Source organism: Segatella salivae F0493, from assembly GCF_000477535.1.
Classification (GTDB): Bacteria; Bacteroidota; Bacteroidia; order Bacteroidales; family Bacteroidaceae; genus Prevotella; species Prevotella salivae.
Map to the genome: position 1 here is coordinate 99,427 of NZ_AWGW01000019.1, position 13,429 is coordinate 112,855.

Annotated in this window: 7 protein-coding genes; 6 read left to right on the top strand and 1 reads right to left on the bottom strand. The window is 40.3% G+C overall.

The features are described 5' to 3' along the window. Positions 1-131 precede the first annotated feature (131 nt). The 3 genes from proS to HMPREF9145_RS06340 all read left to right on the top strand — a co-directional run bounded on the left by proS (position 132) and on the right by HMPREF9145_RS06340 (position 6,307). Positions 132-1,613, top strand: a complete 1,482-nt coding sequence (proS, locus tag HMPREF9145_RS06330; RefSeq protein WP_021825513.1) for a proline--tRNA ligase — start codon at positions 132-134, stop codon at positions 1,611-1,613. Between the two features lie 585 nt (positions 1,614-2,198). Next, a complete protein-coding gene (locus tag HMPREF9145_RS06335) occupies positions 2,199-4,895 on the top strand; it encodes a valine--tRNA ligase (RefSeq protein WP_021825466.1) in 2,697 nt (898 codons plus the stop codon). Positions 4,896-5,140: 245 nt separating this feature from the next. Then, positions 5,141-6,307, top strand: a complete 1,167-nt coding sequence (locus HMPREF9145_RS06340; protein WP_262502501.1) for a clostripain-related cysteine peptidase — start codon at positions 5,141-5,143, stop codon at positions 6,305-6,307. Here the strand turns inward: HMPREF9145_RS06340 and HMPREF9145_RS06345 are convergent. Next, positions 6,297-7,889, bottom strand: a complete 1,593-nt coding sequence (locus tag HMPREF9145_RS06345) for an NAD(P)/FAD-dependent oxidoreductase (protein WP_021825504.1) — start codon at positions 7,887-7,889, stop codon at positions 6,297-6,299. The genes HMPREF9145_RS06340 and HMPREF9145_RS06345 overlap by 11 nt on opposite strands. Before the next feature lie 255 nt (positions 7,890-8,144). On the opposite strand from HMPREF9145_RS06345, the gene thrA reads away from it, so the two are divergent. From thrA to thrC, 3 genes are read left to right on the top strand one after another with little or no spacing between them, the layout of a single operon-like run. After that, positions 8,145-10,580 (top strand): bifunctional aspartate kinase/homoserine dehydrogenase I, encoded by a 2,436-nt coding sequence (gene thrA, locus HMPREF9145_RS06350; protein WP_021825452.1) that lies wholly within the window; start codon positions 8,145-8,147, stop codon positions 10,578-10,580. 6 nt (positions 10,581-10,586) lie between these two features. Then, positions 10,587-11,816, top strand: coding sequence for a cofactor-independent phosphoglycerate mutase (locus HMPREF9145_RS06355; protein ID WP_021825479.1), 1,230 nt, complete (start codon positions 10,587-10,589; stop codon positions 11,814-11,816). 2 nt (positions 11,817-11,818) lie between these two features. Beyond that, complete coding sequence (gene thrC, locus HMPREF9145_RS06360; RefSeq protein WP_036906868.1) at positions 11,819-13,126, top strand: threonine synthase; 1,308 nt, start codon at positions 11,819-11,821, stop codon at positions 13,124-13,126. Positions 13,127-13,429 lie beyond the last annotated feature (303 nt).

Sequence of the window (13,429 nt, forward strand, 5' to 3'; positions counted from 1 at the left end):
ATTTATTTTTTGTAATTTTGCCACAAAATAACACGTTTCTCACAACATAAGAAAAAGGAAAAACCTATTTGAATATAGGGGATTCCCTAAACATCGGGGAATAAAACGACAAATAATAAAATATCTATATAATGGCAAAAGAACTAAAGCAACTTACCAAAAGGGCTGAAAACTACAGCCAATGGTATAATGATTTGGTAGTTAAAACAGATTTAGCAGAACAGTCACCTGTACGTGGTTGTATGGTCATTAAACCCTATGGCTATGCTATTTGGGAAAAGATGCAGGCTGAACTTGATAAAGAATTTAAGAAGACGGGGGTGCAAAATGCTTATTTCCCAATGCTTATTCCAAAGAGCTTCCTTAGTAAAGAGGCAGAGCATGTAAAGGGATTTGCAAAAGAATGCGCCGTAGTTACCCACTATCGTCTTAAAGCAAGTGAAGACGGAAACAGTGTTGTTGTAGACCCAGCAGCCAAACTTGACGAAGAGTTAATTATCCGTCCTACTTCTGAAACAATAATATGGAACACCTATAGAGGATGGATTCATTCTTGGAGAGACCTCCCTATCATGTGCAATCAATGGTGTAACGTGATGCGATGGGAAATGCGTACACGTCCTTTCTTGCGTACTTCTGAATTCCTTTGGCAGGAAGGTCATACTGCACATGCAACGAAAGAGGAAGCTGAACAAGAAGCACAAACAATGTTAAAGGTATATGCCAACTTTGCAGAAAAATGGATGGCTGTACCTGTTTTGCAAGGCGTTAAGAGCGAAACTGAACGATTTGCAGGCGCACTTGACACCTATACTATTGAGGCAATGATGCAAGATGGTAAAGCATTACAAAGTGGAACAAGTCACTTCTTGGGCCAGAACTTTGCCAAAAGTTTTGATGTTCAGTTCCTCAACAAAGAGAACAAGCCTGATTATGTATGGGCAACTTCATGGGGAGTCAGTACACGTTTGATGGGGGCGCTTATCATGGTACACAGTGACGACAATGGACTTGTGCTTCCACCAAAGCTTGCTCCTATCCAAGTTGTTATTGTTCCTATATATAAAGGTGACGAACAACGTAAAGCCATTAGCGACAAATTGCAACCTGTTATCACGAAGATGCAGGAGTTAGGTATTAGCGTTAAATTCGATGATTCGGATAATAAGCGGCCAGGATTTAAGTTCGCTGACTATGAATTAAAAGGTGTACCTGTGCGCTTAGTCATGGGTGGTCGTGACCTCGAAAACAACACAATAGAAATCATGCGACGTGATACTTTGGAGAAAGAGAACGTTAGTTTTGATGGCATTGTCGAGCAAGTTCAAACGCTACTTGACGATATTCAGCGCAACTTATTTGAGAAAGCACGCGCTTATCGCGATGCACATATCTTCGAATGTGACAATTATGACGAGTTTAAGGAACGTGTGAAAGATGGTGGTTTCTTCCTTTGTCATTGGGATGGCACAGCTGAAACTGAAGCCAAAATCAAAGAAGATACACAGGCAACCATCCGCTGTGTGCCTTTTGACTACGAGCAAACAGAAGGTATTGACATGGTTTCGGGTAAACCATCTAAACATCGTGTTATCATTGCGAGAAGTTACTAAGCAAACTTTTTGAATACGTTTATAAGCAAGAGGATGCGCGACTACATTCGTTCATCCTCTTTTTCTTTGGCCTACACTTCATGAAAAATGTTTCTTTGGCTTATGATTAAAGAACTCTGCAATACTTAAACGAAACAAAAGTTGAAGGGAAAATCAATCATCTTACCATTATTTTATTTTCTTATTTGAAAAGCATTCTGATATAAAAAAACACTTTTTCAACAACAAATAAACTATAAACAGACCATAGAACAACATGATTATTTGAGGTATTCATAAGATTAAATATTTTATTTAGTGCATTATTATAACACACTTATAATCATTGCATTAAACAAAATCTTATAAATCTAAAAACAAAACGCTTGAAATCGAACCATAAAGAGCTTTATTTGACCACACAATCTAATAGAGATTACACCTCAAAATGAGGCAAATTACAATACAACAATATATCAATCACACAGCCTGTCTGGTGACGATTTTTATCCATAAACTATATTCCACCTTATAAGATAGTGAAATTTCGAATATTATTTGTAATTTTGCAACGTTTAATATAAAGTAAACAAAAGATTAAAAATAATGGAACTTGCAAGTAAGTATGACCCACAGGCTGTGGAGTCAAAATGGTATGAGTATTGGCTCAATAATAAATTGTTCAGCAGTAAGCCTGATGGACGTGAACCATATACTGTAGTTATTCCTCCACCAAACGTAACAGGAGTACTTCATATGGGTCATATGCTGAACAATACGATTCAGGATATCCTTGTAAGACGCGCCCGAATGGAAGGTAAAAACGCTTGTTGGGTGCCAGGAACTGACCATGCCAGCATTGCCACCGAAGCGAAAGTAGTTGGCAAATTGGCTGAAAAAGGAATCAAAAAAACTGATCTTAGTCGTGAGAAGTTCCTTGAACATGCTTGGGATTGGACACACGAACACGGCGGAATTATACTGAAACAACTTCGTAAATTAGGTTGTTCTTGTGACTGGGACCGCACATCTTTCACCATGGATGAGACTCGAAGCAAGAGTGTTATTAAGGTCTTTTGTGACCTTTATGATAAGGGATTGATTTATCGTGGCGTTCGAATGGTGAACTGGGATCCACAAGCTCAGACAGCTCTTTCTGATGAAGAAGTAATCTATAAAGATGAGCACTCAAAGCTCTATTACTTGAAATATTGTGTTGTTGAAACCGATTGCAAGCAGGTAGACGAAGGAAACGTGATGCATAAAGATGAGAAAGGCTACTATGCTGTAGTGGCAACAACTCGTCCTGAAACAATCATGGGTGATACCGCAATGTGTATCAATCCTGAAGATGTAAAGAACACATGGCTCAAAGGCAAACATGTCATCGTACCACTCGTTGGCCGTGAGATTCCAGTTATAGAAGATACGTATGTTGATATCCAATTTGGTACAGGTTGTTTGAAGGTTACTCCTGCCCACGATATCAATGACCATGCACTTGGTTTGAAACATGGTTTAGAGACGATTGACATCTTTAACGATAATGGAACTATCAGTGAAGCAGCAGGTCTCTATGTAGGTCAAGACCGAATGGACGTGCGCAAACAGATTGCTAAAGATTTAGAAGTTGCTGGTTTGATGGAAAAGATAGAGGACTATGATAACAAAGTTGGCTTCTCTGAACGTACAAACGTTCCTATTGAGCCTAAACTTTCAACGCAATGGTTCTTGAAGATGCAACATTTTGCAGACTTGGCACTTCCTCCTGTGATGTCCGATGAGATTGAGTTCTACCCTAAAAAATATAAGAACACCTATCGCCACTGGCTTGAAAACATCAAGGATTGGTGTATATCTCGACAGTTATGGTGGGGTCACCGCATACCAGCCTACTACTTTATGAATGCTGATGGTAAGCGCGATTGTGTCGTTGCAGAAACAGAAGAAGCTGCATTGGAAAAAGCAAAAGCAAAGAATTGTAACCTTGAACTCAAAGACTTGGAGCAAGAAAGTGACTGTCTTGACACTTGGTTTTCTTCGTGGTTATGGCCTATTTCTGTGTTTGATGGTATCAACAACCCTAACAACAAGGAAATTGATTACTATTACCCCACTTCAGATCTTGTTACTGGTCCTGACATCATCTTCTTCTGGGTAGCTCGCATGATCATGGCCGGCTATGAGTATAGAAAGACCTATCCTTTCAAACATGTATACTTTACAGGTATTGTTCGCGATAAGTTGGGCCGCAAGATGAGTAAGAGTTTGGGCAACTCTCCTGCCCCATTGATGCTCATTGAGAAGTATGGCGCGGACGGAGTACGCATGGGTATGATGCTAAGTGCACCTGCAGGAAACGACATTTTGTTTGATGAAACATTGTGTGAACAAGGTCGTAACTTCAACAATAAGATATGGAATGCGTTTAGATTAGTAAAAGGTTGGAAGACTGCAGATATCGAACAACCTGAAAGTAACGCGCTTGCAGTAGAATGGTTTGATGCAAAACTGAAGCAGGTAAACGTTGAACTACAGGAACAATTCAAGCAATATCGCATCTCAGAAGCCCTGATGACCGTGTATAAACTATTCTGGGATGAGTTCTCAAGCTGGTATCTTGAAATGATAAAGCCAACATATCTCAATGGCGAAGCACAGCCTATAGATCATAAGACCTATGAGGCAACGATAGGATTCTTTGATAATCTACTCAAGATGCTTCACCCATTTATGCCATTTATCACAGAAGAGCTTTGGCAACATATCACAGAAAGAAAGCAAGGTGAGAGCATTATGCGTGCAACTCTGCAATTAGAGACGCCGAAAAGTAATGAAGAAAGAATCATCAACGATATTGAGGTTGTTAAACAAATTGTTGGAAGTATACGTACTGTTCGCAATCAAAAGAACATCGCTCCCAAAGAGTTGCTGGTGTTACAGGCTATAGGTGAGAACGAAATGAGTGCTTATAACAGCATTATTTTGAAGATGGCCAATCTCAAATCTATTGAGGTCGTTGCTGAAAAGAGTACAGACTCAAGCAACTTTATGGTAGGAACCAACGAATATGCAGTGCCACTTGGCGATTTGATAGATGTTGCAGCAGAGATTGAAAAGGCTGAAAAAGAACTGCAACATTTGGAAGGTTTCCTCATGGGTATCCGCAAAAAACTTGGTAATGAGAACTTCGTTGTACACGCACCAGAGGCTGTTGTCGCTCGCGAACGTAAGAAAGAGAGTGACTCGGTAGAGAAGATTGCAGCATTGAAACAGACAATTGAAGAACTGAAGAAGAAATAAACACAAAGTAACCTCATTCTTCCTTTTACATAAACAGAGGGAGAATGGGGTTGTTTTTTACTCATTTGTTTCAAGAAATAGGATAACAAGATAATATGTTTAGAAAGAGAGTTTCATATTTACAACATATAATTGGCTTCTTTGTGAAGGCTAATTGTGAAGAGAATCGCAAAATAACAACTAACCTTTTGTGTGATTCAACAACCCATTTTTTAAGGAATCTCCCTTTAGTTGCATTCTTTATATTGCTATTTTCGTCCTGCCATGATGAAATTCCTATCATTGATGCATATGAGAATACAAACCAAACACTCTTTGTTTATATGCCATGGACGGGCACAAAAAATACTTCCGAGAATAATCTTAAAGCTTATTTCGATAAGAATATTGCTGCAATGCGCCAGAATATAGACCAGAATAAAGGGGTAAAACAAACAGATATTATCGTCTTTGTCGCAGAAAATCAAACCCGTAGTGTTATTTTCCGCATGAAGTATAACACAACTCGCCAACGTTGTGAGCTTGATACCTTAAAGCGAAATGCAGGTTTTGTGAGTGTTTCAGAATCTAATTTAAGAAATTTGTTCAATCAGGTTGTTTCGTATAGCAATACAGGTAAATATAGTTTACTTATTGGTTGTCATGGGAGTGGCTGGACTCCACGAGGTAGCGACAGCACTATGCCTAAGGCTATGAGTAGAGCTTTTGGTGGAAGTGATATTGATATGCAATATAATATTAGCGATCTTCGCAATGCAATTGCACAATCTCAGATGAAGAAAGTAAGCTTTATCTGCTTCGATGACTGCTATATGGCAAATGTAGAAACGGCATATGCCTTAAAGGATGTAACCGAAATGTTGGTCGCTTCAACGAGTGAAGTCATGGCAGAAGGTATTCCTTATGACAAAGTTTTTAGCTATATCTTAGGTCAAACAGACTATGAGAAATGGGTAGATGGCTTCTATCAATTCTACATAAACTACAAATATCCCTATGGAGAGCTTTCTGCCATTCGATGTGGAAAGTATATCGAAGAGATGGCTTCTGTCATGAAATCAATCAATCAAAGTTATACTTTCAACAATAGTAGGCTAAACAATCTGCAATTCCTTGATGGATATGATAGTCATGTATTCTTTGATTTAAGCTCATACATTGATGAATTAGGAGTGCTTCCACCTCTAAGTGTCACTTTTAATCAGGCACTACAAGCTTTAGTTCCCTATAAAGCATGTACACCTTATATATATACGATATATAAAAACTACTATCGACATGGTGACACTACTAATTCAGAAAACACTTTTAAGATAAATAAATGCTGTGGAATAACCATCAGTGATCCAACAAGGAATTCCACAGTATATGACACAAAGCAGCAATCTGAATGGTGGAAAGCTACACATTAAGGCTTTCCACATACGAGGCTGCCATCTCAGCGCAACGCTCTCCATCAATACCTGCAGACACTATACCGCCAGCATAACCAGCACCTTCGCCACAAGGGAAAAGCCCTTGCAAACGAATATGTTGCAAGGTATCACGGTTTCTAATGATTCTTATAGGGCTGGAGGTCCTGGTTTCTGCAGCAATCATCACTGCCTCATTTGTGAGAAAGCCGTGAGCATTTCTTCCAAAGACCTTAAATGCAGCCTGCAATCGCTTACTTATAAAGTCAGGAAGCCAGAAATGAAGAGGACTACTAATTAAGCCTGGAGCATAAGAGCTACGGGGTAAATCGTAACTTAAACGATTGTTGACGAAATCATCCATGCGTTGTGCAGGCGCAGTTTGCTTCATATTCCCCTGCATCCAACAGGTTTTCTCCAATTGTTCTTGAAACCTCATAACGCTCAACAAGTCATCTTGTTTATCTGTTGACATTTGAACACAATCTTCAGGGCGTACTTCCACAACCATTCCACTATTGCTCCATGCTGTCCCTCGATTGCTTGGACTCATTCCATTGACTACAATTTGCTCTTTATCTGTTGCTGCCGGTATAACAAATCCACCCGGACACATACAGAAACTATATACTCCTCGCCCATCCACTTGAGTCACAAAAGAATATTCTGCAGCAGGAAGATACTTTCCTCTTCCATTCTTATTGTGATATTGTATCTTATCAATGAGTTCACTGGGATGCTCTAATCGTACACCTACTGCAATACCTTTAGCCTCAAGTTCAACTTTTGTTGCATTCAAATATCGATAAACATCTCGGGCACTATGACCCGTTGCGAGGATTACAGGCCCATGGAACTCCAACTCTTTTTGTGTCGATAAATCTACAGCTTTGACTCCTATGACCTGATTTTCCCTTATGAGTAACTCCGTCATTTTTGTCAAGAAGTGAACCTCTCCCCCACAATGGATAATCGTATTACGCATATTTTCGATGACCCTTGGAAGCTTATCTGTCCCTATATGTGGGTGAGCATCAGCTAAAATAGAGGGAGATGCGCCATGCTGGCAAAACACATTCAGAATCTTTTCGACATTACCACGTTTCTTACTACGCGTATATAATTTACCATCGCTATAAGCTCCGGCACCTCCTTCACCAAAACTATAATTGCTTAATTCATCTACTTGCTGAGTCTTTTTTATCAAAGCAAGATCTTTTTTGCGTTCACGCACATTGCGACCACGCTCAATTACAATGGGGCGTACACCTTTCTCTATTAATCGTAGTGCAGCAAAGAGTCCACCAGGTCCTTCTCCTACGACGACGACCTCTTTACCATTTTCCACATTTGGGTATTCTGTTCGGATGAATTGTTCGTCTTGTGGAAACTCGTTTATATAGACTCTAACGCTTAAATTAACGTAAATCTGTCGCTGACGAGCATCAATACTGCGCCTAAGCACCCTCACTTGATTTAGTGTTCTAACGTCAAGTCCTTTCTCCGTTGCAATGTATCTTTTAATATTTTCTTCTGTAAAAGCCTCCTGAGGCGTTACACGTATTTGGTATTCTTGTATCATATTCGCAAAGATACCCAATTTAATTGATAAACAGAAAAATATGTTCTATTTTGTTGGTCAAGATAATAAATCTTCGTATTTTTGCCTAAAGATTCGATTAAATCGTAAGTTTTATATCGCATTTTGTTTTCATTTACCTCTGTTGTCGTGTGGAAAGAAGAGAATGGGATACGCTATAAATCTCACCATTTAATTCATCTATTGTGATAAGCCACTATTGTCGAGTGGATGGTTAAATCCAAAATTGTCAACAAAATGAAAGTATTAAAATTCGGCGGAACATCTGTTGGTTCTGTAAAAAGCATCCTCAGCTTAAAAGAGATTGTAGAAAACGAGGCTAAAAAAGACAGTATCATCGTTGTTGTTAGTGCCCTTGGAGGCATTACAGACAAATTGATTGCCACAGCAAAATTAGCACTTCAACACGATGAACAATGGAAGACAGAGTTTAATCTGATGGTAGAGCGTCACTACAAGATGATTGATACCATTATCACGGATGCCAAAAAGCGTATTACATTATTTAATAAAGTAGACGCTTTATTTGACCAATTACGAAGTATTTATTTTGGAGTTTATCTCATTCATGACCTTAGCGAGAAAACAGAAAATGCCATTGTGAGTTATGGAGAACAACTTTCAAGTGTCATTGTAGCCACATTAATCCGTGGCGCTAAATGGTTTGACAGCCGCAATTTCATAAAAACAGAAAGGATAAATCACAAGAACACGCTCGACAGTGAATTGACAAATCAACTTGTTTGCAATACCTTCGCAGACCTTCCACGCATTTCTCTCGTTCCAGGTTTTATCAGTAGAGATCGTGAAACAGATGAAATTACAAACCTTGGCCGTGGCGGAAGTGACTACACTGCTGCCATTTTAGCAGCTGCACTCAATGCAGAAGTCCTTGAAATATGGACCGATGTAGATGGCTTTATGACAGCAGATCCACGCGTTATCAAGTCTGCTTATACGATAAACGAACTTAGTTACATTGAAGCAATGGAGCTTTGTAACTTCGGAGCAAAGGTTGTTTATCCCCCGACAATCTATCCTGTATGTGTTAAGAACATCCCCATTAGGGTTAAAAACACATTCAATCCAAGTCTACCGGGCACGATTATCAAGAATAAAATTGAGGATCACAACAAACTCATTAAAGGTATAAGTTCTATCAACGGAACTGCACTGATTACAGTAACAGGCCTTTCTATGGTCGGCGTTATTGGCGTTAACCGACGCATATTCACAGCCCTTGCCAACGAAGGCATTAGCGTCTTTATGGTTTCCCAAGCTTCTTCAGAGAACTCAACGAGTATTGGTGTGAGAGAAGAAGATGCCGATGAAGCTGTTAAAGTGCTTAACGAAGAGTTCTCATCAGAGATAGAAGATGGTGCAATGTTCCCTATGCATGCAAAGAAAGGATTAGCAACGGTTGCCATTGTTGGTGAGAAAATGAAGCACGCCGCTGGTATTTCAGGTAAACTTTTTGGCACATTAGGGCGCAGTGGTATTAGCGTTATTGCTTGTGCACAGGGTGCAAGTGAGACCAATATATCCTTTGTTGTCAAGAGTGATTCACTCAGAAAATCACTCAATGTGCTTCATGATTCCTTCTTCCTTTCTGAATATAAGGTGCTCAACCTATTCATTTGTGGTATAGGAACTGTTGGAGGTAGGCTGATAGAACAAATTCGCAAGCAGTATCATGAACTAAAAGAGCGCAACCAACTAAAACTTAATGTTGTTGGAATCGCAAGTTCGAAGAATGCTATCTTTAACCGCGATGGTCTCAATCTGTCTGACTATCGTGAAGCATTAAAAAGTTCTGAGCCCAGTACTCCAGAGAAATTGCGCGACCAAATCATCGAGATGAATATCTTCAACAGCGTGTTTGTTGATTGTACGGCAAGCAAAGAAATCGCTGCATTATATCAAAGCTTTCTCAACCATAACATCAGTGTCATAGCTGCGAATAAGATTGCAGCAAGTGGCCCATACGAGAAATATATACAACTAAAGAAGACTGCACTCTATCGTGGTGTCAAGTTTAGATTTGAAACCAATGTTGGTGCAGGACTACCAATCATTGGAACCATTAACGATCTACGCAATTCAGGAGACAAGATATTGAAGATTGAAGCTGTGTTAAGTGGTACGCTTAACTTTATTTTCAACGAAATCAGTGCTGAAGTCCCCTTCTCTGAAGCTGTAAAGAGGGCCAAAGAAGAAGGATATAGCGAGCCAGATCCCCGCATTGATCTTAGCGGAACTGATGTTGTGCGTAAATTAGTTATCCTGGCCCGTGAGGCTGGTTATCAAATAGAACAAAGCGATGTAGAGAAACATTTATTTGTTCCCCAAGACTACTTCGAAGGTAGTGTTGAAGAGTTTTGGGAGCGATTACCCCATTTAGACACAGACTTTGAACGCAAACGACAGGCATTAGAGAAGACGAACAAGCGTTGGCGCTTCGTGGCAACACTTGATGGTCATCATGTAAACGTAGGCTTAAAAGCTATTGACCGAAATCATCCTTTCTATAATCTTGAAGGGAGCAACAACATTGTTTTATTGACAACTGAACGTTATAAGGAGTATCCTATGTTGATACAAGGCTATGGAGCCGGCGCAAGCGTTACCGCAGCAGGTGTCTTTGCCAATATAATGTCAGTGGCAAACATCTGATTTTATATGAAACATATCATCATTTTAGGTGACGGCATGGCCGATCATCCTGTAAAGAGATTAGGAGATAAAACGCTGCTTCAATATGCCAATACTCCCTATATGGATTTATTGGCTAAACAAGGAAGGTCGGGAATGCTCAACACTATCCCCGAAGGATTCCTTCCCGGCTCAGAAGTTGCTAACACAGCCATCCTTGGTTATGATTTGAATAAAGTCTACGAAGGACGTGGTCCTTTAGAGGCTGCATCGATTGAATACGACATGCAACCCGATGATTTGGCATTAAGATGTAATATTATTGAATTAGAAGACGATTGCATTAAGAATCATCACGGAGGACATTTAACTACCGAAGAGGGCGACATGCTCATTCAATTCTTAAACGATAAGTTAGGAAACGAACAGATAAAATTTATCACTGGTATACAATATCGGCACTTATTGGTGATTAAAGGCGGAAACAAACATATTACATGTGCGCCTCCTCACGACCATCCTAATGAAGAATGGAAGTCCCTTCTTGTACAACCTGAAGAAGGGTATCACATGAAAGATGACCACAGAATGAGTCCACAAGCAACGGCTAATCTTCTTAATGAGTTAATCATTAAAAGCCAAACGCTGCTTGCAAATCATCCTTTCAACCTCCACAGAAAGGCCAAAGCCAACAGCATTTGGCCCTGGAGTGGCGGTTACAGACCATCAATGTCTACCCTAATGCAACTTTATCCCGAAATAAAAAGCGGTAGTGTCATCTCGGCGGTCGATTTAATTCGCGGCATAGGCCATTATGCTGGGCTTGATGTTATCAAGGTCAACGGAGCCACTGGATTGGCAGACACTAATTACGAAGGAAAGGTTAAGGCAGCCATTGAGGCTTTGGAAAAACAAGACTTTGTTTATCTTCACATCGAAGCCAGCGACGAAGCTGGACATGATGGTGACTTAGACTTGAAGTTGAAAACCATCGAAAATCTTGATACAAGGGTCGTCAAGCCTTTGTATGAAACGATAAGTAAATGGCAAGAGCCCGTGTGCATCGCCCTTCTTCCCGACCACCCTACTCCTGTTGAGATTCGAACGCATGTAAAAGAGCCTGTTCCCTTCGTCATCTGGCATCCGAACATCCTGCCCGACAACGTGTCTACCTACGACGAAGTGAGTTGTCGTGAGGGAGGTTATGGAATGCTTTCTCTACAACAATTCATGGAAACGTTTATGAAAATTCAATGACAATGAAATATTACAGCACAAATAAAACAGCTCCTGAAGCTTCACTTGAAGACGCGGTTATCCATGGGTTAGCCCCCGACCGCGGCCTATATATGCCAGAAGAAATTCAGAAATTGCCAGCCGAGTTTTTCCAACAGTTAGACCAGCTCAGTCTCCAAGAGATAAGCTTTACTGTGGCCAACTCGCTCTTTGGGCAGGATATAGAGGCTGATGTCCTCCAAACGATTATCCAAGAAACATTTTCTTTTGATATACCAGCAGTGCATGTTGAAGACAATATTTATTCTCTCGAACTTTTCCATGGCCCAACCTTGGCTTTCAAAGATGTTGGCGCACGCTTTATGGCACGCCTGCTGCAATATTTTATTCGACGCAAAGGACAGCAACCAATCAATGTCCTCGTGGCAACAAGCGGCGACACGGGCTCGGCAGTTGCAAACGGCTTTCTCGGTGTTGAGGGCATCCACGTTTATGTGCTATACCCCAAAGGCAAGGTGAGCCACATCCAAGAGAGTCAGTTTACCACGTTAGGTCAGAATGTCACTGCAATAGAAGTCAATGGGGTTTTCGATGACTGCCAGGCTTTAGTGAAACAGGCTTTCATGGACAATGAACTCAATGCGCAACTGAAACTCACGTCAGCAAACAGCATCAATGTGGCACGTTTCCTCCCGCAATCTTTCTATTATTTCTATGCTTATGCCCAACTCAAAAAGTTAGGAAAGGCAAACAACTTAGTGGTTTCTGTTCCCAGTGGAAACTTTGGCAATCTCTGCGCAGGCCTATTTGCACAAGAAATGGGATTACCAATCAAGAGCTTCATCGCTGCCAACAATGCCAATGATGTGTTCTTCAACTTTCTAAAAACAGGGCTCTATCATCCTCAGCCCAGCAAACAAACTATTGCCAACGCAATGGATGTGGGCGACCCCTCGAACTTCGCACGCATTTATGCGCTCTATCATGAAAGCTACGACAACATCAAGCAGCATATCAGTGGAGCCACTTACACGGACAATCAAATTCAAAACATCATGCGTCAATGTTACGAAACCACAGGCTATGTCCTCGATCCGCATGGTGCGTGTGGCTACAAGGCACTGAAAGAACAACTGCAACCCAACGAAACAGGACTATTCTTTGAGACGGCTCATCCTGCAAAATTCAAAGAGAGAGTTGACGAAATCCTTTCCACAAACATTGCAATTCCACAGTGCTTACAGGCATTCATGAAAGGGAAAAAGAAAAGTGTTGAAATGCAAAATGACTTCAAAACATTCAAACATTTCCTGATGAATCAAGATAAATAACGGCAATAAATCGTTAACGAAAGAGAACCAAACCGCCAATTTTTCGGTTTGGTTCTTTATTTTTTACCCCTGTTTTTCTATTTTTCCTATTTAATTTTGGGCATTTAGAAAATTATCTCTACCTTTGCGCCAGTTTCTAAACAGATAAGAAGTTGAGATTAACAGAGAATCATATTATTTTGCAGCAATCTAATGCTCATTTTGAGCGTGGATTTATGGCTCAAAAAAAGAGTGACTTTTTTGCAAAAAAGTCATCAAATTATTTGGTAGTTCCAAATAATTTGCTACTCTCTCTCTCTCTCT

Bases quoted from the DNA above. Each gene is read 5' to 3' on its own strand.
- proS (WP_021825513.1), top strand. From the start codon at position 132: ATGGCAAAAGAACTAAAGCAACTTACCAAAAGGGCTGAAAACTACAGC.
- HMPREF9145_RS06335 (WP_021825466.1), top strand. From the start codon at position 2,199: ATGGAACTTGCAAGTAAGTATGACCCACAGGCTGTGGAGTCAAAATGG.
- HMPREF9145_RS06345 (WP_021825504.1), bottom strand. From the start codon at position 7,889: ATGATACAAGAATACCAAATACGTGTAACGCCTCAGGAGGCTTTTACA.
- thrA (WP_021825452.1), top strand. From the start codon at position 8,145: ATGAAAGTATTAAAATTCGGCGGAACATCTGTTGGTTCTGTAAAAAGC.
- HMPREF9145_RS06355 (WP_021825479.1), top strand. From the start codon at position 10,587: ATGAAACATATCATCATTTTAGGTGACGGCATGGCCGATCATCCTGTA.
- thrC (WP_036906868.1), top strand. From the start codon at position 11,819: ATGAAATATTACAGCACAAATAAAACAGCTCCTGAAGCTTCACTTGAA.